The sequence below is a fragment of the Paenibacillus urinalis genome (genome assembly GCF_028747985.1).
In the GTDB taxonomy this organism is placed as follows: domain Bacteria; phylum Bacillota; class Bacilli; order Paenibacillales; family Paenibacillaceae; genus Paenibacillus; species Paenibacillus urinalis.
Genome location: NZ_CP118108.1, coordinates 1609991 through 1634041 on the forward strand (window position 1 = coordinate 1609991; position 24051 = coordinate 1634041).

24 protein-coding genes are annotated in these 24051 nt (G+C 43.9%); 18 read left to right on the forward strand and 6 right to left on the reverse strand.

The genetic code is table 11. The features are described from left to right. Nucleotides 1-32 precede the first annotated feature (32 nt). Together mnmM and mnmL are read right to left on the reverse strand one after the other, a co-directional pair. Nucleotides 33-617: a tRNA 5-(aminomethyl)-2-thiouridylate-methyltransferase MnmM gene (gene mnmM, locus PUW25_RS07400; RefSeq protein WP_274336868.1), complete on the reverse strand. Its 585-nt coding sequence runs from the start codon at nucleotides 615-617 to the stop codon at nucleotides 33-35. 1 nt (nucleotide 618) lies between these two features. Next, complete coding sequence (mnmL, locus tag PUW25_RS07405) at nucleotides 619-1572, reverse strand: tRNA modification radical SAM protein MnmL/YtqA (protein ID WP_274336869.1); 954 nt, start codon at nucleotides 1570-1572, stop codon at nucleotides 619-621. A gap of 300 nt (nucleotides 1573-1872) precedes the next feature. Between mnmL and PUW25_RS07410 the strand changes: the two genes are divergently transcribed. Both PUW25_RS07410 and trmB read left to right on the forward strand, forming a co-directional pair. Next, entirely contained in the window at nucleotides 1873-2070 is a 198-nt protein-coding gene (locus PUW25_RS07410; RefSeq protein ID WP_047910045.1) for a hypothetical protein, read from the forward strand. Nucleotides 2071-2252: 182 nt separating this feature from the next. Then, complete coding sequence (gene trmB / locus PUW25_RS07415; protein WP_047910044.1) at nucleotides 2253-2981, forward strand: tRNA (guanosine(46)-N7)-methyltransferase TrmB; 729 nt, start codon at nucleotides 2253-2255, stop codon at nucleotides 2979-2981. A 144-nt stretch (nucleotides 2982-3125) separates the two neighbouring features. Here the strand turns inward: trmB and PUW25_RS07420 are convergent, their stop codons facing one another. Together PUW25_RS07420 and PUW25_RS07425 are read right to left on the reverse strand one after the other, a co-directional pair. After that, a complete protein-coding gene (locus PUW25_RS07420; RefSeq protein WP_047910043.1) occupies nucleotides 3126-4259 on the reverse strand; it encodes a UDP-N-acetylglucosamine--LPS N-acetylglucosamine transferase in 1134 nt (377 codons plus the stop codon). 53 nt (nucleotides 4260-4312) lie between these two features. Further along, a complete protein-coding gene (locus tag PUW25_RS07425; protein ID WP_047910042.1) occupies nucleotides 4313-4840 on the reverse strand; it encodes a phosphatase PAP2 family protein in 528 nt (175 codons plus the stop codon). Between the two features lie 620 nt (nucleotides 4841-5460). Here PUW25_RS07425 and PUW25_RS07430 point away from each other — a divergent pair. From PUW25_RS07430 to PUW25_RS07470, 9 genes are all read left to right on the forward strand, one after another. Beyond that, nucleotides 5461-6699 carry a glycosyltransferase family 2 protein gene (locus PUW25_RS07430; RefSeq protein WP_047910041.1) on the forward strand — a complete coding sequence of 413 codons (1239 nt, stop codon included), beginning with the start codon at nucleotides 5461-5463 and terminating at the stop codon, nucleotides 6697-6699. A 271-nt stretch (nucleotides 6700-6970) separates the two neighbouring features. Then, complete coding sequence (gene infC, locus PUW25_RS07435; RefSeq protein WP_047910040.1) at nucleotides 6971-7465, forward strand: translation initiation factor IF-3; 495 nt, start codon at nucleotides 6971-6973, stop codon at nucleotides 7463-7465. A gap of 30 nt (nucleotides 7466-7495) precedes the next feature. Further along, the gene (gene rpmI / locus PUW25_RS07440; protein WP_047910039.1) at nucleotides 7496-7696 is read left to right on the forward strand and encodes a 50S ribosomal protein L35; all 201 of its coding nucleotides are present in this window, start codon (nucleotides 7496-7498) and stop codon (nucleotides 7694-7696) included. 41 nt (nucleotides 7697-7737) lie between these two features. Then, a complete protein-coding gene (rplT, locus tag PUW25_RS07445) occupies nucleotides 7738-8097 on the forward strand; it encodes a 50S ribosomal protein L20 (RefSeq protein ID WP_047910038.1) in 360 nt (119 codons plus the stop codon). 437 nt (nucleotides 8098-8534) lie between these two features. Next, nucleotides 8535-9569, forward strand: coding sequence for a BMP family lipoprotein (locus PUW25_RS07450; protein WP_047910037.1), 1035 nt, complete (start codon nucleotides 8535-8537; stop codon nucleotides 9567-9569). Between the two features lie 139 nt (nucleotides 9570-9708). Further along, a complete protein-coding gene (locus PUW25_RS07455) occupies nucleotides 9709-11253 on the forward strand; it encodes an ABC transporter ATP-binding protein (RefSeq protein WP_274336870.1) in 1545 nt (514 codons plus the stop codon). After that, the gene (locus PUW25_RS07460) at nucleotides 11246-12325 is read left to right on the forward strand and encodes an ABC transporter permease (protein ID WP_047910035.1); all 1080 of its coding nucleotides are present in this window, start codon (nucleotides 11246-11248) and stop codon (nucleotides 12323-12325) included. Before PUW25_RS07455 ends, PUW25_RS07460 begins: the two co-directional genes overlap by 8 nt. Before the next feature lie 2 nt (nucleotides 12326-12327). After that, entirely contained in the window at nucleotides 12328-13302 is a 975-nt protein-coding gene (locus PUW25_RS07465; RefSeq protein ID WP_047910034.1) for an ABC transporter permease, read from the forward strand. A 142-nt stretch (nucleotides 13303-13444) separates the two neighbouring features. After that, the gene (locus PUW25_RS07470; protein WP_047910033.1) at nucleotides 13445-13861 is read left to right on the forward strand and encodes a hypothetical protein; all 417 of its coding nucleotides are present in this window, start codon (nucleotides 13445-13447) and stop codon (nucleotides 13859-13861) included. A gap of 47 nt (nucleotides 13862-13908) precedes the next feature. On the opposite strand, the gene PUW25_RS07475 is transcribed toward PUW25_RS07470, so the two are convergent. Next, nucleotides 13909-14361 carry a GNAT family N-acetyltransferase gene (locus PUW25_RS07475; protein WP_047910032.1) on the reverse strand — a complete coding sequence of 151 codons (453 nt, stop codon included), beginning with the start codon at nucleotides 14359-14361 and terminating at the stop codon, nucleotides 13909-13911. A gap of 638 nt (nucleotides 14362-14999) precedes the next feature. Here PUW25_RS07475 and ilvB point away from each other — a divergent pair. From ilvB to ilvC, 3 genes are all read left to right on the forward strand, one after another. Next, a complete protein-coding gene (ilvB, locus tag PUW25_RS07480; protein ID WP_047910031.1) occupies nucleotides 15000-16745 on the forward strand; it encodes a biosynthetic-type acetolactate synthase large subunit in 1746 nt (581 codons plus the stop codon). A gap of 3 nt (nucleotides 16746-16748) precedes the next feature. Beyond that, on the forward strand, nucleotides 16749-17231 hold the full coding sequence (gene ilvN / locus PUW25_RS07485) for an acetolactate synthase small subunit (protein ID WP_047910030.1): 483 nt from the start codon (nucleotides 16749-16751) through the stop codon (nucleotides 17229-17231). A gap of 200 nt (nucleotides 17232-17431) precedes the next feature. Then, nucleotides 17432-18424, forward strand: coding sequence for a ketol-acid reductoisomerase (gene ilvC, locus PUW25_RS07490; RefSeq protein ID WP_047910029.1), 993 nt, complete (start codon nucleotides 17432-17434; stop codon nucleotides 18422-18424). Between the two features lie 120 nt (nucleotides 18425-18544). Here the strand turns inward: ilvC and PUW25_RS07495 are convergent, their stop codons facing one another. Further along, the gene (locus PUW25_RS07495; protein ID WP_047910028.1) at nucleotides 18545-19525 is read right to left on the reverse strand and encodes an aldo/keto reductase; all 981 of its coding nucleotides are present in this window, start codon (nucleotides 19523-19525) and stop codon (nucleotides 18545-18547) included. A gap of 231 nt (nucleotides 19526-19756) precedes the next feature. Here PUW25_RS07495 and leuB point away from each other — a divergent pair, with 231 nt between their 5' ends. The 4 genes from leuB to PUW25_RS07515 all read left to right on the forward strand — a co-directional run bounded on the left by leuB (nucleotide 19757) and on the right by PUW25_RS07515 (nucleotide 23962). Next, nucleotides 19757-20836 (forward strand): 3-isopropylmalate dehydrogenase, encoded by a 1080-nt coding sequence (gene leuB, locus PUW25_RS07500; RefSeq protein ID WP_047910244.1) that lies wholly within the window; start codon nucleotides 19757-19759, stop codon nucleotides 20834-20836. Nucleotides 20837-21128: 292 nt separating this feature from the next. Then, on the forward strand, nucleotides 21129-21668 hold the full coding sequence (locus tag PUW25_RS07505; RefSeq protein ID WP_047910027.1) for a peroxiredoxin: 540 nt from the start codon (nucleotides 21129-21131) through the stop codon (nucleotides 21666-21668). A 298-nt stretch (nucleotides 21669-21966) separates the two neighbouring features. Next, the gene (locus PUW25_RS07510) at nucleotides 21967-22383 is read left to right on the forward strand and encodes a hypothetical protein (protein WP_047910026.1); all 417 of its coding nucleotides are present in this window, start codon (nucleotides 21967-21969) and stop codon (nucleotides 22381-22383) included. 475 nt (nucleotides 22384-22858) lie between these two features. Beyond that, nucleotides 22859-23962, forward strand: a complete 1104-nt coding sequence (locus tag PUW25_RS07515) for an ATP-binding protein (RefSeq protein WP_047910025.1) — start codon at nucleotides 22859-22861, stop codon at nucleotides 23960-23962. Nucleotides 23963-24051: the final 89 nt, after the last annotated feature.

The window sequence follows — 24051 nt, forward strand, 5'->3', positions numbered from 1 at the left end:
GTTTATAATGATTTTACCCGGGAACCTTGAGATTACTTTTTCTCAATGGCAATAAGATATGGAGATGTTTCTCGCTGCAGCTGTCTATAAATAACCGCTTGTCCAACGCTTGTAGGCAATTGAGATGCCCACTTAGAGACGCTGGTCGCTTCTTCATCTCCACCTTGGTGCCCTGGGTAAAGAACTACTGTTAATATGCCTTTGGGTCTGAGAAGTTCCAGAGCGGCTGTCACAGCGGTGATGGTGCTCGAGGTTTCAGTAATTACGCTATGATCGACATGCTCTACGGGAAGATAGCCCAAATTGAACATCACGGCACCAATCTGTCCATGTTTGTCCGTCGGAATGATCTCTTTCATATCTGCATGGCTGCAGCAGAAGAGGGAGAAGGGAGCAAGCTTGTCCATGTTCGCTGCGTTGTTCAGCTTGGCGGAAGACAAGCGGATGGCCTCCTCCTGAATATCGAAACCATAGACGTGGCCTTTTGCACCTACGGTCTGAGCCAGGAACAAGGCATCTGATCCTGTCCCTAGTGTTGCATCTATTGCATAATCGCCGGAACGCAGTCGGGCTGCGATCCATTGATGGGCACAGCTGAGTACCGAAATAAAACCCATATCAAGCTCTCCTCCAATATTTACCCTGCCATGTATTACGTGCACGGAGCTCAGCATCAATTCCGTTTAACACTTCCCATTTTTTCATGGACCACAGGGGTCCGATCAGCAGATTTCTAGGAGCATCCCCGGTTAAACGGTGGACGATCATTTCTGGAGGCAAAATCTCCAGGGAATCCACGATCAGCTTAATGTACTCCTCCTGTTCCATGAACCGAAGCAAACCGGCCTCGTACTGCTTAACCATAGGTGTCTTCTTCATGAGATGGAGTAAATGGATCTTGATGCCCTGCACGTCCATATGGGCCACCGCACGCGTCGTCTCCAGCATCATTTCATGTGTCTCTTGAGGGAGACCGTGAATGATGTGGGTGCATACCCGAATATTTCGTTTTCTCAGTTTCTCCACCGCTTCCTCATAACACTTCGTATCATGAGCACGGTTAATGAGCTGGGAGGTGGTTTCATGAATGGTTTGAAGCCCCATTTCAACCCATAGATAAGTACTTTCATTAAGCTCAGCCAGATAGTCTACAACATCATCCGGCAGACAGTCCGGCCTTGTAGCGATGGACAACCCAACGACACCAGGCTGCTTGAGAATCACTTCGTAATACTCGCGAAGCTGCTGAACAGGCGCATAAGTATTGGTATAAGCCTGGAAATATCCAATATACTGGGCGTTTGGCCATTTTTGATGCTGTCGGTCTCTGATCGTGTTGAATTGGGTAATTAGATCATCACGTCTCGAACCGGCAAAATCACCGGAACCACGTGCGCTGCAGAAAGTACAACCGCCTTTGGCTATGGAGCCGTCCCGATTGGGACACGTAAATCCAGCATCCAGCATGACTTTAAATACTTTATTATCAAACTGCTCACGCATCTCATGATTCCAAGTGTGAAATCGCTTATCTCCCCAGAGCAGCGGAGGAGTTGAAACTGGCATATTCATTAGGAAACTCCTTTGTTGATTCATCAAACTCAATACAGGTGAATGAAAAGTGAGGGACACTTAAACTCCTTTTTCCACTTTTTCTATTGTAACAAAAAGCGCTCGTAATTGGGAATTTTCCTGTACAGGACAGCAAAAAACAAGGATAAAAAGGGCTAAAAAGATAGCGCTTACCTCTTGCAAAACATTACACAGTTATGTTATATTTTAGTTGAGGTCAGACCTTGAAAAACACACTAATTTTTCGCAGAATTCATACATTTTTTTCGTCTCGGCCATACTATTCGTGAGGTGATTAACATGAATTCAAGTCTAAAATCAAGCGGGCACAAAATCTCTGTCGAGCTTACTGCAGATGAAGCATTGGCGCTAACTGGCGTTAAATTTAACGGAAACCCACAGGTAGAAGCGATTGCTAAGAAAAAAATAAGAAATGCTTTTGAAAAGACATTTGATTTTTCCACCCAAGATAAGGTAGACTATGAACTGTTAAAGTAGTTGGACCCCAATTCCAAATATATTTGAAGAAGGGATCGTGCTGTGCACTCTATGTGCAGCGTGCGATTCCTTTTTCCTTTTCAAATGGTTACAATCTCAATCGTATATAAAGACTTTACATTTGAATAATATTTAGGCACAATTAATGCCGGAACATTTTACTGAAAAATCGGAGGAGAGACATGCGTTTACGCGGCAGAAAAGGGATTCGCGAAAGTCTGGAAAGTCAAACGGATCTGGTTATATTGAATCCAGAAGAATATAAAGGCAAATGGGCTGACTTGTTTGGCAACGGAAAGCCGATCCATGTTGAGTTTGGAATGGGTAAAGGACAGTTCATTAGTCAAATGAGTTACCGCAATCAAGAAGTGAATTATATCGGTATTGATATGTACGATGAGCTCGTTCGTCGTGCCAGCGATAAGGCTAGAATAGCTTGGGCTGAGGAAGAGGTCGAGACGCCTCCTAATTTGAAGCTGGCTCTTGCCAATATTGAGAACATCCTGGATGTGTTTGAACAAGGGGAAGTGGAACGAATCTATCTTAACTTTAGTGATCCATGGCCTAAGTCTAAGCATGCACGGAGACGACTGACGCATCCGCGTTTCCTGGACAAGTATAAGGAAGTGCTGAACAGCCAAGGTCAAATTCATTTCAAAACAGATTCTGAGACTTTGTTCGAGTTCTCGTTAAATTCGTTTGCGGATTACGGTCTCCAAATGACAAATATCTCCCTGAACTTGCACCGGGACGGGCTGAACGAGGAGCATGTCATGACAGAGTACGAGCAGAAGTTCATGGGTAAAGGGATGAACATTCACCGTGTCGAGGTTTTGATTGGTGAGGATGCACTTAAGGAATATCAAGAGATTCGCCTTAAGAAATATCGTTATCAGGAACCAACTGTATAATTAAAGAAGTTGATTCAATGCTAAACACCTTTTCTTCATATAAGAGAGGGTGTTTTTTACGTTGGCAGAAATGATCCAGATGAAAAATAAAATCAATTGGTGGAATTTTTTTAGCTTGTCCTCATAAATATAAAAAAAGGTGCCTCATGTGGGCACCCTTTCTGAGTCAACCAATTCAATAATGCTTCTAGCGCTCTGCATAGGATGGAACTTTTCGATTTCGCGAATATGCTGTCTTCGCCTTTGAACGATATCAGAATAATTATTCAGAAGCTTGTTCATCCATTTTTCAACCACTTGAAGCGAGCTTATGGGCTCTCCAAGCCCTAGACCTGTGAAATACTGACAATTTTCTTGCTCTTGGCCTGGAAGCGGATTATGGAAGAGCATTGGGATGCCTTTCGCCAGACCCTCTGAGCAGGTCATACCTCCGGGCTTGGTCACCAGAAGATCCGATACTTCCATTAGCTTGTCGACCTCTCGTGTAAATCCCATTACATGAATATTCGGCTGCTGATAAATGGGGTTACGTTCCATGGCAATTCGTGATTTCTCATTGTTCCCCAGAACATAGATGAATTGAATATCCTTATGCCACTTCGCTAAGTATTCGTTGACAATTTCATCCGTCATCAGTCCCCAGCCTCCACCCATGACGAGAACAGTTGGCATAGGTTTCAGATTAAACTTCTGTCTAATCTCGTCATGGCTTGGATGCTCCCAAAAATTAGGGTGAACCGGGATCCCGGTCACTTGGATCTTCTCCATGGCAACACCCCGCTGGGTCAGCTTATCCAATACATCCGAAGTAGAGACCAAATATCGATTCACCTCGGGACTAATCCAGGTTCCGTGTACATCATAATCGGTTATGACGGTACATAACGGCACCTCTAATCCCAATCTCTTCAATCTGGCTATGACTGCGCTGGGAATGGGGTGGGTACATACGATGATATCCGGTTTTAACTGCCGTATGATGCTTCGAGTATGTGTATAGAACAGCCTGTGCAGAGCAAGAGTCGTAAAGCGGTTGATCGGTTTCTTATACTGACTCTTATACATTAGTGCGACGAGCCTAGGTTGATTAGTTACGGTTTTTTTGTATGCATTTATGATCAGTGGAGCAACATGGGGATTAAGAAAACTCCCAAGTTCAAGCACTTTCGTCTGCACATCAGATGAGAGTTTTCTTAAACTGCTCGAGAGTGCGTATGCGGCTTGAGTATGTCCAGCTCCGAATCCTTCAGATAATAACAACACTCTTTTTTTGCTCACTCTCTGTTCACCTGTTCCTTGCTCTGATTTCTGTCATTCAAAGATACTCTAGGTTAGGGCCACAATGCAACCGTGCCGAATGCGACTGAAGTACCAATGATTGCCCCGGCTAGGACATCAGAAGGATAATGCAGCCCTAAGTAAATTCGGGAAAAACCGACGATGCAAGCGACAGGAAGCAACAAAAGGGTCACTTCAGGAAACGTAAACATAAAAGGCATCGTTACAGAAAAGATTGCCGTTGTATGACCTGATGGAAATGAATGATCGGATAATGGATTGCGAAACGTATTCGTTTCCGGCATGGCTAGATAGGGTCTGATTCTAGGATACAGCTTCTTCGCCGCAGCAACTGGAATATGACTTATAGCCAGTGCGGTGAATGCCATGTAACCGGCTTGTCCCCATGGTTCAGGTGCCATAAAGCCGATTAACAAGGAAGCTGTGATCGTAAAGGTGGCTCCACCAAGATGAGTTAGATAATACAGCCAGAAGTTGAGAAAACGGTTATGGAGACGCCCGTTAATCCATATGAAAATTTTTTGCTCCATCGCCTGAAGTCGTACGAAAAGACGGTCCATTATAAGTCCCCCTGCTTGATGTACTGTCCACATAGGAGTCAGCAGGCTGGTAATTTACCGACTTGCCCCGTGTAAACCTAAGTTTATCATATTTTTTAATCATGTCCTTATCAAGAATAACCCATGTGTATTATACAAAAAAACGAGAGTTTTGACTTTGAGGTTCAAAAAAATATAAAATGATTCAAGCTGCTTGAGATGGTTTAAAAAAAATTGAGTTTTAAAAACTCAAACTTTTTTGTTCTTTGATCCGTTTAAGATATAGAAGTTTGTCCTCTTTATGGAATTCGAAGGTGTGTGCTTCCCTGAAGAAGATAAGAAATAAAGAGAGCGTCCAAATAAAAATCGTGAAAATGGATGAAAATAAGAACAAACCGCTGTGAAAGAAAGACTTACCGTGGTTTCTGTCATGAATTCAGTCCAAAAGAACGTTTTCTTCGCTCGAAGACGACTTTTGGCGATTTTGACAAAATTAAAGAAAGCATACAAAATCGAGTAGGCAGTAAAGAATAAGTGGCAAAGATAGAAACGAAACAAAAAAAGGGTCATGAATTTTAAAAAGAAATGTGTGTTAAAAAAAAAGAGATGCTCACATTTAAAGAGGGGGTAGCAGAGAACAAATGTTTAATGCGATATTTGTAACGTTTCAAGTAATCTTGGCGTTCCTGGCTGTGTATCAGTTCGGTTTTTCTCTGTTCGGCTTGATTAAAAAGAAGAAGAAACAACAGTTTCCGCCGAACAAGTCTTTTGCTGTATTGGTTGCTGCTCACAATGAGGCAGAAGTCATTGGAGCTTTGCTGGAAAATTTAAAGAAATTGGATTATCCCAAAGAACTGTACGATGTATTCGTCATTTGTGATAATTGTACAGATAATACGGCCGAGATCGTTCGTGCACACGGTATGAATGCATGTGTAAGAACAAATGCGGATCAGCGCGGTAAAGGTTATGCGATTGAATGGATGCTTAAAGAGCTCTGGAGCATGCCGAAGCAATATGATGCAGTTGTTATGTTTGACGCCGATAATCTAGCCGCGAAGAACTTCCTTCAGGAGATGAACAATGACCTGAACAGAGGAGCTAAAGTCATTCAAGGCTATATCGATACGAAGAATCCAGAGGATTCCTGGATCACAGCGGCTTACGGTATTTCCTACTGGTACATTAACCGCTTGTGGCAGCTGTCCCGTCATAATCTCAATATGGCTAACTTCCTTGGCGGCACAGGGATGTGCTTTGAGAGCAAGCTGCTTAAAGACATGGGCTGGGGAGCTACGTCTCTGGTTGAGGACCTGGAGTTTACAATGCGTGCTGTAGACCGTGATGTATATCCGGTGTTCAACTATGATGCGAAGGTATTTGATGAGAAGCCGTTATCTTTTAAAGCGTCGGCGAGACAACGTCTTCGCTGGATGCAGGGGCACTTCACCGTAGCCAGAAGATACTTCTTCCCATTGATCTGGAAAAGTATCAAGCAAGGCAGCTTGGTGAAATTTGACCTTGCCGTATATAGTGCTAACGTTTATGTGGTATTGCTGACCTTTATCATGACAGCAATCAGCTTCGTGGATATTATCTTGTTCAATGGACCGAACATCACTAATATTTACGGATATCTGCCGATATGGGTTGGATTCCTGGCGATTGCGGCGAACGTGGTTACGTTCCTGTTGTCTCTCGCTTTGGAGAAGGTCCGCTTCAAGAAAGTGTACACTTCACTTATCTTGTTCCCGATTTATCTGTTATCCTGGTATCCAATTACGCTGTATGCCTTCTTTACGCAGAACAATAAGCAATGGAGCCACACGAAGCATACCCGTGTCGTTCGATTGGAAGAGGTTCAGAGTAAACAAGGATAAATAATGAATTGACTGTTGACAAAACCGTTATGAACATGTAATATTGTTTAGGTGATTGTTTTTGGAATATGGATTCAAAAGTAGAAGGTCCGACTTCTCACCTGATCGGCATTAAGCTGACTGGTAACGATCCAATGATTTGTGAATGAATTTCATGAAGAATTGTTGATTGTTCAGGGATGTCGGTAGCGTACCGGCATCCCTTTATTTTTTATCTGTATAGGGATTATCGATAACGATCTGGAGGTGGACAGTTATTAGTAAAGAACACATGATTAATGATGAAATTCGGTCGAAGGAAGTTCGTTTGGTCGGAGCTGAAGGAGAACAGATCGGCATTAAGCCTATTCGCGAAGCGTTGCAGATGGCTGCAGATCTTAATCTTGACCTGGTTAATGTGGCGCCGCAGGCGAAACCGCCGGTGTGTCGTATCATGGATTACGGTAAGTTCCGTTACGAACAGCAAAAGAAAGAAAAAGAAGCACGTAAGAATCAAAAGGTTGTGGACATCAAGGAAGTATGGTTCCGTTCCAACATTGAGGAACATGATTACCAAACCAAGCTTCGCAATGTTGTCAAGTTCCTGAAGGAAGGCGACAAAGTGAAGTGCTCCGTCCGCTTCCGCGGACGTGAAATCGCCCATGCGGATATCGGTCAAAAGATTTTGGAACGTGTGAAAGTGGAAGTTGCTGAACTCAGCAGCATCGAACGTCAACCTAAACTTGAAGGCCGTAGCATGATTATGATTTTGGCTCCTAAAGCCTGAGTCAGATAAACTTGGAGGAGGAAATACACAATGCCTAAAATGAAAACTCACAGCAGCCTGAAGGGTCGTTTCAAAGTTACTGGTACTGGTAAAGTGAAACGTTACAAAGCATACAGAAACCATTTGCTTTCCCACAAATCGAAACGCACTAAGCGTGTTCTTGCAGGCAGCCCAGTTATGGCACCTGGTGACGTTAAGCGTCTGAAACAAGGTTTGGCTAACCTGAAATAGTCCACTGATTACTAACATATATTTTCTGGGAGGTCTTTGATATGGCAAGAGTAAAGGGCGGATTCGTTGTTCGTCGTCGTCATAAAAAAGTATTGAAACTTGCTAAAGGTTATTTCGGTTCTAAACACCGTATCTTCAAAACAGCTAACGAACAAGTTATGAAATCCATGGTATATGCATACCGTGATCGTCGTACAACAAAACGTAACTTCCGCAAATTGTGGATCGTTCGTATTAACGCAGCAGCTCGCATGAACGGATTGTCTTACAACAAATTCATGCACGGTCTGAAACTCGCTGGAGTTGACATGAACCGTAAAATGCTTGCTGATCTTGCAGTAAACGATATTAATGCATTCAACTCTTTGGCTGTTGTAGCTAAAGAAAAAATTAATGCTTAATTTCTTTAAGTGATGAGAGCCGCCGCATAGGCGGCTTTTTTATGGGAAATAAATAAAATGAAGAGCTTGCTGGGTCTCTAGCCTTAAAAAAGACTGATGCAAGTCGAATTACATATTACAAAAAATGCAAATGAAAAAGCAAAATAAGTCACTTGATGTTAATCGCATGTTAGAATAAATTACATTTAATCAACCTGAATATGTGAAGTATAAATGATAAAGCGCTTACAATTATGAACATTCTTAAAAAAACTCGAAAATAAGTCATGAAACTGCTGGATTTTAACATGGGTTGATTGTATAATCACCTCTAGTAGGACAGTCCTATTGAAATTGTACTTATAGATATGGATTGCTGGGCTAGCGTATAATCCGGGAATCTGAAGAACAAAGTATGATATCAGATAGGGAATATTTTAAGGGGGAACAATTCCAAGATGAAGAAAGTACTAAGTTTGTCTTTAAGCATGATTCTTGCAGCTTCCGTTGCTCTAGCTGGATGCGGCAATGACAATGACAGCAGCTCGCAAGGCAGCGGTGAAGGAGGCGGCAGCACAGCTGAATCCACTGCAAAAATCGGAATGGTTACTGATGTCGGCGGTGTTAACGATAAATCCTTTAACCAATCTGCTTGGGAAGCGCTCGAAGCAGTCGAAGCAGAAACAGGCGCACAGGTTAAGTATCTTCAAAGTAAGTCCGATGCTGATTACAACACAAACTTGAACACTTTTGTTAAGGACCAGTACTCTTTGACTTGGGGAATTGGATTCCAGCTGGCTGAAGCAATCAAGACAGTCGCTGAACAGAACCCTGAAGCCAAGCTTGCGATCATCGATAGTGAAGTAGATGCTCCAAACGTTAAGTCTGTAATGTTCGCCGAAGACCAAGGTTCCTTCCTTGTCGGTGTTATTGCAGGTAAAATGACGAAGACAAACAAGGTTGGTTTTGTTGGCGGAATGGAAAGCCCGCTGATCAAGAAGTTCGAAATTGGATTTAGAGAAGGCGTGAAGGCCGTAAATCCGGATGCTCAGTTCGTTCCTAACTATACGGGTGCATTTGACAAGCCTGACCTGGGTAAAACTGCTGCTGCAACGATGTACAATGAAGGTGTAGATATTATCTTCCATGCATCAGGCGCAACAGGAACAGGTGTATTTAACGAAGCGAAGTCCCGTAAAGATTCCGGACAAGATGTATGGGTTATCGGTGTAGACAAAGACCAATCACTTGAGTTCGGTGATGAGATTACTCTGACTTCTATGATCAAGAAAGTAGACGAAGCGGTTAAGAAAGTATCTCTGGATGTGGTTAACGGAACTTTTGAACCAGGATTAGAAGTATTGGATCTGGCTGCTAACGGTGTTGGCGTAGCTGAGACTTCTACAGCAAACGTACCAGCGGATGTACTTGAGCTGGTTGACGAATACAAAGAAAAAATCATTAGCGGTGAAATCACAATTCCTGCTGAGTAATGACTGCAATGGATTGTTTAGTGTGAGAATAATACTGAATTTTACATGTTATGATGTAAAACAAGGCTGGTTTATATAACTAGCCTTGTTCTTACGTCTAGGGTTAATACCATCAAATCAAATTTATAAGGGTGATCTCATGGGTGCAGCAACTCCTGTCGTTGAGTTGAAGCAAATTACTAAACGCTTCCCGGGCATTGTCGCTAATGACTCTATAAGCTTGCAGCTGCATAAGGGAGAGATTCATGCACTGCTAGGCGAGAACGGCGCCGGAAAATCGACGCTGATGAATATTGTATTTGGTCTATATCAGCCTGATGAAGGCGGAATTGAAGTTGGTGGACAGCCTGTAATTATTGACAGTCCGAATAAAGCCATCGAGCTAGGTATTGGAATGGTGCATCAGCATTTTAAATTGGTACAGCCATTTACAGTAGCAGAGAATATTATATTGGGTTCAGAGCCTAAGAAAATGCTGGGCCTCAATATTAACTATAAAAAGGCAGTGGCAGAAGTAAAACGGTTGTCTGAGCTATATGGACTTAAGGTCGACCCTAATGCAAAAATTGAAGAGATCTCTGTAGGAATGCAGCAGCGTGTCGAAATATTGAAAACCCTTTACAGAGGCGCAGAAATCTTGATTTTTGATGAACCGACAGCGGTATTGACTCCTCAAGAAATTTCAGAATTGATGGTGATCATGAAGAAGCTGGTCGCTGAAGGCAAATCCATCATTCTTATTACTCATAAACTGAAAGAAATCATGGAAATATCCGATACGGTAACGATCATTCGCCGAGGAAAAGTAATTGATACGGTGAAAACGTCAGAGACGACTCCTAACGAGCTCGCTGAGAAGATGGTTGGGCGCAACGTTACTTTTAAAGTGGACAAGAAGCCGGCTGAACCTAAGGAAACCGTACTCGATATCCATGAATTAACCGCGAAAAATAAAGAAGGCATGGCCGTACTGGACAAGCTAAATCTGCAAGTACGTGCAGGTGAAATTGTCGGAATTGCTGGAGTAGACGGGAATGGTCAGAGTGAGCTGATTGAAGCGATTACCGGTTTGCGCAAGGTAAATTCAGGCAAAATCACATTGAATAACAACGATATTACGAATGAGCCGCCTCGTAAAGTTTCAGAAGCGGGTGTCGGGCATATTCCAGAGGACCGTCATAAGCATGGTCTTGTGCTGGACTTCTCTGTGAGCGAGAACATGGTGCTTGAATCTTATTACAAGGAGCCGTATTCGAAGAAAGGGTTCTTGAATTTCAAGGCGATACAGGAGCACACAAAGAAGCTGGTTCAGGCTTTTGATGTAAGAACGCCAAGCATTGATACGTTATCACGTGCCTTATCCGGAGGTAACCAGCAGAAGGCGATCATCGCCAGAGAGGTGAACAAAAATCCGGATCTGCTTATTGCTGCCCAGCCTACACGCGGTCTAGATGTAGGGGCTATTGAATTCGTTCAGAAGCAATTGATCGCTCAACGTGACCAAGGTAAAGCTGTACTGTTGATTTCCTTCGAACTCGATGAAATTATGAATGTCTCGGACCGGATCGCGGTTATTTATGAGGGACATATTGTAGGTGAAGTGCTTCCAGAAGAGACCAATGATCAAGAGCTGGGTCTGATGATGGCAGGTAGCACCGTGAAGAGAGGTGCATCTAGTGAGTAGCGTATTAAAATGGTTCACTAAAGATTCTATTATATATCCAGTCGTTGCTATTATTATGGGTCTTCTATTGGGTGCAGTCGTTATGCTCATTGGCGGTTATAATCCGATAACGGCATACGGAGCACTAGTCGAGAAAGTATTTGGAAATACGTATAACATTGGGGAAACATTGCGTGAAATGACTCCGCTCATTATGACGGGTCTGGCATTTGCTTTTGCTTCCCGTGCAGGACTATTTAATATCGGTGCTGAAGGACAGTTTATCGTAGGGATGACAGCTTCGGCATTTGTCGGAATTAAACTTACGGGATTACCTATGATTATCCATGCACCGCTCGCATTAATTGCAGGGGCTCTGGCCGGCGGTCTGTGGGCTGCTATCGCTGGTTATCTCAAGGCAGCACGCGGGGTAAATGAAGTAATTACCAGCATTATGATGAACTGGGTTGCTCTCTATTTGGGCAATCTCGTCGTAAGACAATTCATGCTTATGCCGGGTGAGAATCGTTCCGAAGAGATTCAACCATCTGCTTCTATTGCGATTGGATGGTTGTCTGAGCTTATGAGTAACTCGCGTGTTCACTGGGGGACGCTGATTGCGATTCTCGCAGCGGTAGTGTTCTATGTATTCATGTGGAAAACAAAGCAAGGCTTCGAGCTTCGCGCAGTAGGCCATAACCATCATGCCGCTGAATATGCAGGGATGAAGGTGAATCGCAACATTGTCAAAGCCATGTTTATCAGTGGTATTTTGGCAGGCCTTGGCGGTGCCTTTCAAATTCTCGGTGTGTTCGGCTATCAAACGATTCTTCAAGGATCACCGGGTACTGGATTTGATGGTATTGCGGTAGCACTAATTGGTATGAATCATCCGTTTGGTGTAATCCTAGGAGCCTTCCTATTTGGAGGATTGACATACGGTTCTGCCGGAATGAGCTTCGCAGCAGATGTTCCACCGGAATTGATTCGTATCGTAATTGGCTCCATTATATTCTTCATTGCTGCACAAGGTATCGTGCGCTGGGTGCTTAAGCCCTTCTATGCGAAGCGCAAGAAAGAGAAGGTGTTGTAATTATGGATTTCATAACGCTCTCCGGACAGCTGATTAATACGACACTTGTCTTTGCAACAGCTCTTGTATTTGCTGCACTTGGTGGGATATTCTCAGAGCGTTCCGGTGTAACGAATCTGGGGATTGAAGGATTTATGATCTTTGGTGCTTTTGCTGCAGGCGTATCTGCTCATTATGCTCAAGAAGCGGGGATGACAGGTGGGCAAGCGGCTTGGGTTGGTCTGGTTACAGCGGGTGTATTAGGCTTGGTTGTTTCCTTGATTCACGCTGTAGCCTCTATCACTTTCAAAGCAGACCAGATCATAAGTGGTATCGTCATTAACTTCTTGGCTGCAGGAAGCACCTTGTATATGGTTAAGCTTCTGTTTGACGGGTCAGGGGAAACTCCGCTTATTGATGGATTCAAAAAATGGAATCCAGAATTATTTGGAGTAAAGCTAGCTGAAATTCCGTTCTTTGGTAATGTGTTTATTCATCATTATCCATCTACATTCCTAGCTGTGCTGTTTGTAATATTGACCTTCTTGTTCCTATACAAAACGCCATTCGGACTGCGTCTCCGTTCTGTCGGGGAGCATCCAAGTGCTGCGGATACGATGGGGATTAATGTAACGAAATACAGATATCTGGCTGTTATGGTCAGTGGTGCGCTCGCGGGTATCGGCGGTGCTGTTCTTACGCTGACGACGACAAATGTGTTCGCACACAACACAATTTCCGGACAAGGTTATATTGCGATTGCTGCCATGATCTTCGGTAAATGGAATCCGATCGGGGCGTTCGGTGCAGCTCTCTTCTTCGGGTTGTCCCAAGCAGTCCGCAACTATATTCAAATGTTTGAATGGGCTCAGGCTATTCCCCAGGAAATTATTTTCATGCTGCCGTATCTGCTCACAGTCATCGTACTCGTAGCAGCCGTCGGGCGTTCAGCAGCACCTGCTGCACTGGGACAGCCATATGATCCAGGCAAACGATAAATAAGATTCATCCACATTAGGTGATGCTTGCTCAAGATGCAGGCATCACCTTTTTTTGTACATGCAGGACATTAAAACATACATTTATGCCGACATACGAATAAGATGATTCTGAATCCTACGTGAAGAAGGAGGGAAAAGAATGAATAATTCTGTTCGTCTGAATGATGCGAAAAATTTGATTGGGCAGCATATTGTCGCCGTTCGCAAAGATGGAACAAAAGTGAGCGGAAAGCTGGTTAATGTAGCCGGGAATAAAATTATGCTTCAGCCTACTGAGGGAAAAGATGCAGGTACACGGGCACTCATCCCGCTTGTCCTATTTGATCTATTGGCAATCGGAACCTTGCCATTCGCTGGCGGATTCGGCGGAGGCTTCGGAGGCGGATTCGGCCCTGGAGGATATCCTGGCGGTTATGGATACGGAGGCAAAGGACCTGGAGGCGGATATGGAGGTTTCCCTGGTTATGGACCTGGACCTGGATATGGACCGGGGCCAGGTTACGGACCAGGGCAAGGTTATGGAGGATATGGCTTCAAAAATAAATTTTTCTATTAAATATTTTTATAACAATGATAATATTATGTGTTCATCTTTTTAATATTCTAGCCATTGCTCAATACTTTTTCCAATTCGAAGCATCGTCCGATATCAACATATCGAAGCATCTTATATCCCATCTTTTGGTAAAAATTTAGTCCCTTTTTGTTTCCTTCATCCACCATAACCTTCGACTTCCTACAGCCACGTGAAACCGCAAATTGTTCCGCTTTGATCAGTAATTCTTTGCCATGCTGTTTGCGCTGTTCCTTTGGAGAAACGGCCATCATGTCAATGTATAGTAAAGAACCATGCATCATAAAATGTACAAAACCACAAATGTTGGATTCATAATTAGCAGAGGATACCAAAGTAATCCCTCGGGCTAAGCGGCTTGGAATATCCTGAATGATCAGGTTGATCTCTTGCTTGCTCAAATGTGAAATAGGCACAAGCTGGCTATGAATCAATTCCATGATAGCTGGATCATCTTGCTTAGGTCTGCGATTGCGAATCATGGATAACCCTCCTTTTTTGGGGCATACGGTATGGATGGGGCATTATATGCCTAAGGAGCTTGGTCATGTTCGGCTTTTCGGACAAAAAACAGTTGATACAGCAAGGTTTGTATAAGGATTGACTAAATATTGAAAAATAAAGTGTTGACTATTTCTACAAATGAATCTTATAATGTTCCTAACATTTAACCGCTATAGTTTATCGGCAATGATGAGGACGAAGTTTTAAGGGCACTTATGTGCAGAGAGTGGACAGTTTTAGCTGAAAGTACCACCATAATCCCTTAAGTACGAGCTCACCTCGGAGCTGTTTTCCTGAAAAGCAAGGATCTTGCCTATTAGGGAAAATCGTAAGTCTACGTTACAGACGACAGGTATGAAGAATGGTTAGGTCTTGTTGACCACATTTCTTACTACTTGCTAAGGTCAGGTTCCGTGAGGAATTTGACAAACCTGGGTGGTACCACGGAAGCAGCAACCTTTCGTCCCTCGCGAGGCATATTTTATGTCCGCAGGGATGGAAGGTTTTTTTGTTGTAAAAGCAAGATGAATCAAGGATCATCACACACAGATAATCCTTACTTTAGTTCTTTCTAACATGTCAGATTAATGTAATCCTTAAGAAGGGGGAGATCTTCATGAATGCGCATAATCCTGAAATGCGATCAACTGATCAACTACGTGAGAAATGGATGAAACCGGAAGTCATTACAGGCTCGGATATTCTGCTTCGAAGCTTGCTGTTAGAAGGTGTTGAATGCGTCTTTGGCTACCCGGGGGGCGCCGTCCTATACATCTACGATGCAATGTATGGATTTGAAGATTTCAAGCATTTGCTTACAAGGCATGAGCAAGGCGCCATTCACGCAGCCGATGGATATGCTCGGGCAAGCGGCAAAGTAGGCGTATGTATCGCTACTTCTGGTCCAGGTGCAACTAACCTGGTAACGGGCATTGCAACTGCCTACATGGATTCGGTACCACTTGTTGTCATTACGGGGAATGTTGTTTCGAGCTTGATTGGTACGGATGCTTTCCAAGAAGCAGATATTACAGGGATTACAATGCCGATCACCAAGCACAGCTATCTGGTTCGCTCAGTAGAGGATTTGCCGAGAGTGATTCATGAGGCGTTTCATATTGCGAACACGGGACGCAAAGGTCCGGTATTGATCGATATTCCTAAGGATGTATCCGCTAATAAGACGCTGTTCATTCCGCAGACAGAACCTGTTAATATGCGAGGCTACAATCCAACAGTTACGCCTAACAAGCTGCAGCTTGATAAGCTGCATCAAGCGATTAAGCAAGCAGAAAGGCCGGTAATTCTGGCCGGCGGCGGAATCGTATACGCTGGAGCGCATGAAGCACTGTTCGAATTTGTGAAGAAAACAGAGATTCCGATAACGACCACATTACTTGGTCTAGGTGGATTCCCAAGCGGTCATGAGCTCTGGATGGGAATGCCGGGAATGCACGGTACGTATACCGCGAATCAAGCTATTCAGCAATCTGATTTGTTGATCAACTTTGGTGCAAGATTTGATGATCGGGTAACAGGTAAGCTGGACGGTTTTGCTCCGAGAGCGAAGATCGTGCATATTGATATTGATCCTGCAGAGATTGGCAAAAACGTACCGACAGACATTCCGATTGTAGGGGATGTGAAGACCGTACTTGAATTGCTCAATCATGAAGCTGAACGTGCAGATCAGGCAGATGAGTGGCGGAACCAGATTCGGGCGTGGAAAGGCGATCGATTGTACAACTACAAGGATTCAGATGAAGTACTCAAACCGCAATGGGTTATTGAGATGCTGAATGACACGACGGAAGGCAACGCCATTGTAACTACGGACGTAGGTCAGCATCAGATGTGGGCAGCTCAGTATTACAAGTTTAATCAACCTCGCTCATGGGTTACTTCCGGGGGACTTGGAACGATGGGCTTCGGCTTCCCTTCAGCGATCGGTGCTCAGATGGCACATCCGGATCGCCTCGTTATCTCTATTAACGGAGACGGTGGAATGCAGATGTGTTCTCAAGAGCTTGCCATCTGTGCAATTAACAACATTCCGGTTAAGATTGTGGTTATCAACAACCAGGTGCTTGGGATGGTAAGACAATGGCAAGAGCTGATCTATGATAATCGATATAGTCACATTGATCTAGCGGGTAGTCCTGACTTTGTCAAACTGGCAGAGGCATACGGTGTCAAAGGTCTTCGTGCCACGAATAAGGAAGAAGCGCAGAAGATTTGGTCAGAAGCGCTCGAAACAGACGGTCCGGTTCTTGTTGAGTTTGTTGTTAACAAAGAAGAAAATGTATATCCGATGGTAATGCAGGGATCGACCATTGATCAAATGCTGATGGGGGATGCATAAATCATGAATAGACATACGATTGCCGTACTGGTAAATGATCAGCCAGGAGTACTTCAACGGGTATCAGGTCTGTTCGGTCGCCGCGGCTTTAACATTGAAAGTATCACGGTTGGTCAGTCTGAGGAAGCCGGATTATCCCGAATGGTTATTGTGACACTTGGCGATGAACATCTTCTTGAGCAGATTGAGAAGCAGCTGTACAAATTAATTGACGTTATCAAGGTCGTTAATTTGAGCTCCAATCCAATGGTTGCGCGCGAGCTCGCACTGATCAAGATCAAAGCAGAGCCTTCGGTTCGTCCGGAAATTATGGGTCTCGTCGAAACTTTCCGTGCTTCGGTTGTCGATATCGGCAACTCTAGCCTGATGATTCAGGTTGTAGGAGATACAGATAAGATTGACGCGATGATCGAGCTCATTAAGCCATATGGTATCAGGGAATTATCCAGAACAGGTGTAACGGCAATGATCCGAGGAAACGTATAAATATACTTTTCGTATTCATTAGCCAGCCTGTCTTAACATCACATTTTAGTCATTTACCGCGACAGGAATTTGCAGTCCTGAAGAATGAGCGGGGGTTTGAGGGGACCAGAGGCTTAGATTAACGAACGGTTCTGCAGTCCCTTGAAACACCCGCTCATTCATGCAGGGTTTTCTTTACAATACAAAGGAGGGCTTTAACAATGGCAGTTACAACTTATTATGAACAGGATGCAGATCTTAGTGTATTGAAAGGTAAAACCATCGCCGTTATCGGTTATGGAAGTCAAGGACATGCTCAGGCACAAAACTTGCGTGACAGTGGTCTAAACGTAGTTATCGGTTTGCGTGAAGGTAAATCATTTGAGACAGCGAAAAATGACGGCTTCGAAGTATTGCCGGTTGCAGAAGCAACTCGCCGTGCTGATGTTGTGCAAATCCTGATGCCAGATGAAACACAAGCTTCCGTTTACAAAAATGAAATTGAGCCTAACCTGAAAAAAGGTGCAACTCTGATGTTCTCCCACGGCTTCAATGTTCATTTTGGACAAATCGTTGCTCCTAAAGATAGTGATGTTATGCTGGTAGCTCCTAAATCCCCTGGGCATATGGTTCGCCGTACATATGTAGAAGGCTTCGGCGTGCCTGGACTGATCGCGATTGAGCAGGATGCTACGGGTCAAGCCAAAGAAATTGGTCTGGCTTATGCAAAAGGGATCGGTTGTACACGTGCTGGTGTTATTGAAACTTCCTTCCGTGAAGAAACAGAAACAGATCTGTTTGGTGAACAAGCCGTACTGTGCGGTGGTGTAAGCGCACTTGTAAAAGCCGGTTTCGAAACATTGACAGAAGCTGGTTATGCTCCAGAAATGGCTTACTTTGAATGCTTGCATGAGCTGAAGCTAATCGTTGACTTGATGTATGAAGGCGGACTTGCCAGCATGCGTGATTCCATCAGTAATACAGCGGAATACGGTGACTACGTTACTGGACCACGCGTTGTAACTGAGGATACGAAGATCGCAATGAAAGCGGTCCTCAGCGATATTCAGCAAGGTAAATTCGCACGCGACTTCATCCTGGAGAATCAATCCGGACGTGCATTCCTGACAGCGACTCGCCGTAATGAAGCGAATCATCCAATCGAGGTTGTCGGCGCACAATTGCGTGAAATGATGCACTGGACTCATAAATAAGATCATAGCTCTCTATTCTCTAAGAATTGTTATGCCAATAACAAAAGGCGGCCAAGCTGTAATAGCTTAGGCCGCTTTTTTGCTGCTGTATTTGAATGCTGTGATAGAGTTGAAAATTTATTACCACGCGTAAGCGTTCGGTGCCTGACCGCCTGGACCAGGGAATATTTCATCCAGTCGTTTGAGAACAGACTCGTTCAGCTGGATCTCCAGTGCATCCAGTGTGTTCTCGAATTGCTCGAGTGTGCGAGGACCAATAATTGGGGCGGTAACCGCAGGGTTCGCAAGGAGCCAAGCCAGAGCGACATTATCCTGTGGTTCTCCAAGCTCACGGCAGAGCGCGGCGAATTCTTCCAACTGAGTGCGATGCTGCTCCACACGCTCGGCAATTCCACCACTGCGAGTTCCTTCGATCTTCTTGAGTGCATTTCTTCCGAGCAGACCACCATCAAGGGGACTCCAAGGAATGATGCCAAGTCCAAGCTTATGTGCTGCAGGTAGCACTTCGAGCTCAGGAAGCCGGCAATTCAGGCTGTATTTATGCTGCTCTGATACTAGCCCCACAAAATTACGGTTCTTGGCTTCCATTTGAGCGAGTGCTATCTGCCACCCAGCAAAATTGCTTGAGCCGACATAGCCGATTTTTCCCTGATGAATTCCAACCTCAAAAGCTCCCCATAATTCTTCCCAGGAGACATTAGGATCGACGTGGTGCATTTGATAGAGCTCAATATGATCGGTTTGAAGACGTTGAAGTGAGCCTTCAAGATGACGACGGATTTTGTAGGCTGACAAGCCTGCTTCATCATTGGGTCCATCGTTGCTGTCATGCATGGATCCGTATACTTTGGTGGCAAGTACGACTTTTTCTCTGCGTCCGCCGCCTTGCTTAAACCATTTACCGATGATCGTTTCTGTCAGTCCTGCATTTTCACCCCATCCATAGATGTTTGCTGTGTCAAAAAAATTGAGGCCTGCATCAACGGCAGCATCCATAATGCGAAATGCTTCCTTCTCATCTGTTGCTGGTCCAAAGTTCATCGTACCCAGACACAGACGGCTTACCTTGAGTCCTGATCTTCCTAAATACGTATACTGCACCCACTATCATCCTCTCATTCAGGGAAATTGAACCATCATCACAAGTCTATTGTAATCGGATTCATCCATCTCTTTCAACTTCATTCCCGTAGATAGTAAGGATCGGTAGAGTTAAAAGTGGTCTTATAGCCTATACCTATAGACTCGATAGCTTCTATATCTTGGTCAAATCTACCGTGATTATGTTACAAAGATATATAGCAGATATTATTTAGAATGGAGCGTGCAGTCATGTCAGAAGTCAAAAAAATCGCCGTCATTGCAGGAGATGGCATTGGACCAGAGGTTGTTGCAGAAGCGGAGAGAGTGTTGAAACGAACCGAGGAAGTGTTCGGATACACTTTTGAAACGAAACACGCTTTGTTTGGCGGAATTGCGATTGATGAGACAGGAACCCCTTTGCCGAAAGAAACACTGGAGGTATGTCAAAGTGCGGATGCAGTACTGCTTGGAGCGGTTGGTGGTCCGAAATGGGATAACAATGCCAAGGAGCTTCGGCCAGAAACAGGATTGCTGGGGATTCGCAAAGCACTCGGATTATTCTCCAACCTGAGACCTGCGGTGGTGTTCGATTGTCTCAAAGATGCTTCTACACTAAAGCCGGAAGTGCTTGAGGGCACGGATCTAATGGTCGTTAGAGAGCTGACAGGCGGAATCTATTTTGGAGAGAAGTTCCGCAGAGAGGGAGAGCATGGAGAAGAAGCGGTAGATACCTGCGTATATAATGTAGCAGAAGTAGAGCGGATTGTTCGACAAGCTTTTGAAATTGCACAAAAACGCAGAAAGAAATTGGCTTCAGTTGATAAAGCTAATGTGCTTGAAACCTCCCGCTTATGGCGTGAAGTGGTCAACCGGGTCGCTCCCGAATACCCAGATGTTGAAGTTGAGCATGTACTCGTAGATAACTGTGCAATGCAGCTGCTGCGCCGTCCATCTAGCTTTGATGTCATTGTTACGGAAAATATGTTTGGTGACATTCTAAGTGACGAAGCGGCTATGCTTACAGGCTCGATCGGAATGCTGGCATCCGCGTCTATGGGTGAGGGAAGCTTTGGTCTATATGAACCCGTACACGGATCAGCTCCGGATATCGCTGGTCAGGGCTTAGCGAATCCGATTGCGACGATTTTGTCGGTTGCCTTGATGTTCCGTTTGACATTTGGTTACAGCGATGCAGCTGATGCGATTGAGAGAGCTGTAGCACAGGTGCTGGATGCAGGACATCGGACCAGTGATATTGCTGTAGATAAGAGCACTGCCATCAGCACCTCCGAGATGGGAGACCTGATTGTAGCGGCGATTGTCAAATAATAGTTTTTCATCAAAGCTTTACAAGATGAAGAGAAGTTAAATTTACAATGATAGATCAGGAGTACAGTAGGAGAGGTTAACGGCCACACTGTGCTCCTTTTCTTCTTAATTATAATAATTATCAACAAATAAGGTTTATAATATTGACTTTGAAACTTGGCGATGATAGGATTTTAAATGTGCTCTTTTTGAGAGTTTCATAAACTCTTCATTTATTTTAAGAGTTTCACATACTCTTCACAATCTAAAGAGAAAACGATTTTGGTTACATAGGAGAAGGAGGACTTTTATTATGGCAGAACGTTTGGTTGGAAAAACAGCTCCGGATTTCGTAATGGAGACCGTAACTGGTGATGGTCAAGATTTTGGTAAGGTTCAATTGTCTGACTATCGCGGTAAATGGCTGGTATTTTTCTTCTACCCGCTAGATTTCACATTTGTATGCCCAACTGAGATTACAGCACTTAGCGATGCTTATAATGATTTCAAAATTTTGGATACAGAAATTCTTGGTGTGAGTGTAGACTCGATCCATAGCCACAAAGCTTGGATCAACACTCCAAAAGACAGCGGCGGCTTGGGTCAAATCAACTTCCCGCTCGCTTCCGACATTACGAAGCAAGTTGCTCGTGACTACGGTGTATTGATCGAAGAAGAAGGCGTAGCACTGCGCGGTCTCTTCATCATTGATCCTGAAGGCGAGTTGAAATATCAAGTTGTTAACCACAACGATGTGGGTCGTTCTGTAGAAGAAACACTTCGTGTGCTTCAAGCTCTGCAATCCGGCGGATTGTGCGCAATGAACTGGAAGCCAGGCGACAACAACCTGTAAATCGTGAATCGGTTTTAAGTTAAGTGAGCCCTCAAAGCGGATATTTCCGCTGAGAGGGCTTTTTTCACCGTATAGACTTATATGGTCATGTTTATATAAGGATTATTACGATTTTCTTAACTATATAGCGTTTAAAGTGCGTTTTTTTCGTGTTATAACGAGTGAGGCCCTTTTTTTATGGAGATTCGATTAAGAAAGAGGAATTAGGATTGTCATAACGAATAGGGTAAAAGAATACGCTATTGAACATAATGTATACAATGCTTCCGGTTTTGTGTCTACAAGGAGGGTGAGCAAAATGAGTTTTTGTTGTGGAGCAAGTATGATCGGAACTAAGGGAACATTAAAGCATTACCGAACGCAAGTCCACAATGTTCCCCTGCTCTTTTGTCCGGTATGTAATCGGGTGGAGGTTCACTATAAGGTTGAGAATGAGTATGAAATATTGGCTGAGTATGCACATGGTGATGGTGCTTCAGAGATTGATTTTCAGGATTATGTTATGGAAGATGAAGATACGATTTATGAGAACTGCGTAAACCGGGAGAACGAAGATCCTCTAGAAATTATACAGCGTCAGATCGATACTTCATTGGATTTGCTATCTATTGCTAAGAGCATCGAAGATCATAAATGGGAAAGTGAGCTTAAACGAAGACTTGCTGTCATGAGCAAGAGACGATCCAAGATCAAGCCAAATCAGACAGGCCGATAACCGAAAATACCGATGCGTGAAGATGAAACCTCCGTTATTAACGGGGGCTTTAGATTTAGGATGCATACCAATTATTTTCTACAGAAAAGGTTATATCTGCTTAATATCCAACAATTCGACAGTATCTTCGGTTGACTCAAATTGGTAAAATTGTCTATGATTAAATAGACATCCCCAAAAACTCTGCATGACGGTAGATCACGCTAAACATAGCCTAACAGCGAGTAAGCAAACGATCAGCACCCGAAGCTTAAACCTCATAGACCTCCATACTGCAGTGATTCATACTTCATTCCAGTTCTTATGTTAATGGTGCCTTATCTGAAGCGTAACGTAGTCGTATGACACGAAAGACCCCTGTGTCTGTATGGTCGACGCTGGTTTAGATCTATAGCGGGAAGCCTCGTCATCATCTATGTGACGATTAGTAGTCCGATCGGCAAGTTCCATTTACGTGTAAAGGGGGAGCCTGAGTATGATCAGTGAGTTTCAGAACACATTGATTTCTGCAAACGACGTATTTCCACTACAGCATCTAGATAACAGCAATTATGAGAATATTCTAGAACATTTGGATAGCGGAATCATGTTATTTGATAGGGATGGGGTTCTTACTTTCATTAATCTGCAGATGGCCAGATTGCTAGAGCTGCCGCGCCATCAACTGCTCGGCTGTGATGTAGTTCAGCTCGTACGCCATCCATTCATTAGCCGGTTCAAAAAGAAAAAGATAATGAGGATATTCAGGGAAACCATTTTCCATCGTAAGCGCTATCATGAGGTGCTCGACGAATATGGGAAGCATTGGCTCATCACGATGACTTACGGAGATCAGATGGACGGCAACTTTCTGCTGAGTGTAAAGGACGTATCGGATTTCAAGCAAATCGAGCAAACCGCGTATCAGAACGATAAGCTGGCCATGCTGGGACAAATCTCAGCCTCCATCGCTCATGAAATTCGCAATCCGCTTACCGCCATTCGAGGGTTTATCCAATTGCTAAGACCTCACCTTATTCAGTTAGGCAAGGATGAATATGCGAGAATTATACTTACAGAAATTGATCGAGCGAATGATATTATTTATGAATTCCTTAATTCATCCAAGCCTTCTGCCCCGCAAAAAACCGTGATCCCGGTTCAGTCTTTACTCAAAGAAGTGGTGCTGCTGACAGAAAGCGAAGGATTGATGAAAGGATGTCAAATAGAGATGGACAATGCTGATCATCCGCTGTATGTGTCCATCGACGTGAAACAAATAAAGCAGGTCATGCTGAATATGGTCAAGAATGCAATGGATGCCATTGAGAATGTAGGTGAAGACCATTCAGGGCTTATCCAGATTGAGACACAGCAGGATGGCCAAAATGTCGTAATCTCTATTAGAGACAACGGGCAGGGTATGGATCACAATACTTTAGTGAGACTGTTTGATCCTTTCTTTACGACCAAGGAAGCCGGCACTGGGCTTGGCTTGTCCGTAAGCTATCGAATTATTAAGAATCATGGAGGCACCATATCCGTTGACAGTAAATCTGGGGAAGGAACAGAATTCAAGATTTCTCTTCCCATCGTATAATCGTTGCGTTACTTCTTAGATCGGAAGCATACACTGCTTCTGATCTTTTTTTGTTCTCTGATCTTTTTTAATTTGTCATGGCGGGTATA

Bases quoted from the DNA above. Each gene is read 5' to 3' on its own strand.
- PUW25_RS07510 (WP_047910026.1), top strand. From the start codon at position 21,967: ATGAGTTTTTGTTGTGGAGCAAGTATGATCGGAACTAAGGGAACATTA.
- PUW25_RS07470 (WP_047910033.1), top strand. From the start codon at position 13,445: ATGAATAATTCTGTTCGTCTGAATGATGCGAAAAATTTGATTGGGCAG.
- ilvN (WP_047910030.1), top strand. From the start codon at position 16,749: ATGAATAGACATACGATTGCCGTACTGGTAAATGATCAGCCAGGAGTA.
- PUW25_RS07475 (WP_047910032.1), bottom strand. From the start codon at position 14,361: ATGATTCGCAATCGCAGACCTAAGCAAGATGATCCAGCTATCATGGAA.
- PUW25_RS07425 (WP_047910042.1), bottom strand. From the start codon at position 4,840: ATGGACCGTCTTTTCGTACGACTTCAGGCGATGGAGCAAAAAATTTTC.
- ilvC (WP_047910029.1), top strand. From the start codon at position 17,432: ATGGCAGTTACAACTTATTATGAACAGGATGCAGATCTTAGTGTATTG.
- mnmL (WP_274336869.1), bottom strand. From the start codon at position 1,572: ATGAATATGCCAGTTTCAACTCCTCCGCTGCTCTGGGGAGATAAGCGA.
- leuB (WP_047910244.1), top strand. From the start codon at position 19,757: ATGTCAGAAGTCAAAAAAATCGCCGTCATTGCAGGAGATGGCATTGGA.
- mnmM (WP_274336868.1), bottom strand. From the start codon at position 617: ATGGGTTTTATTTCGGTACTCAGCTGTGCCCATCAATGGATCGCAGCC.
- PUW25_RS07430 (WP_047910041.1), top strand. From the start codon at position 5,461: ATGTTTAATGCGATATTTGTAACGTTTCAAGTAATCTTGGCGTTCCTG.
- infC (WP_047910040.1), top strand. From the start codon at position 6,971: ATGATTAATGATGAAATTCGGTCGAAGGAAGTTCGTTTGGTCGGAGCT.
- PUW25_RS07410 (WP_047910045.1), top strand. From the start codon at position 1,873: ATGAATTCAAGTCTAAAATCAAGCGGGCACAAAATCTCTGTCGAGCTT.
- PUW25_RS07455 (WP_274336870.1), top strand. From the start codon at position 9,709: ATGGGTGCAGCAACTCCTGTCGTTGAGTTGAAGCAAATTACTAAACGC.
- PUW25_RS07515 (WP_047910025.1), top strand. From the start codon at position 22,859: ATGATCAGTGAGTTTCAGAACACATTGATTTCTGCAAACGACGTATTT.
- ilvB (WP_047910031.1), top strand. From the start codon at position 15,000: ATGAATGCGCATAATCCTGAAATGCGATCAACTGATCAACTACGTGAG.
- rpmI (WP_047910039.1), top strand. From the start codon at position 7,496: ATGCCTAAAATGAAAACTCACAGCAGCCTGAAGGGTCGTTTCAAAGTT.
- PUW25_RS07450 (WP_047910037.1), top strand. From the start codon at position 8,535: ATGAAGAAAGTACTAAGTTTGTCTTTAAGCATGATTCTTGCAGCTTCC.
- trmB (WP_047910044.1), top strand. From the start codon at position 2,253: ATGCGTTTACGCGGCAGAAAAGGGATTCGCGAAAGTCTGGAAAGTCAA.
- rplT (WP_047910038.1), top strand. From the start codon at position 7,738: ATGGCAAGAGTAAAGGGCGGATTCGTTGTTCGTCGTCGTCATAAAAAA.
- PUW25_RS07465 (WP_047910034.1), top strand. From the start codon at position 12,328: ATGGATTTCATAACGCTCTCCGGACAGCTGATTAATACGACACTTGTC.
- PUW25_RS07505 (WP_047910027.1), top strand. From the start codon at position 21,129: ATGGCAGAACGTTTGGTTGGAAAAACAGCTCCGGATTTCGTAATGGAG.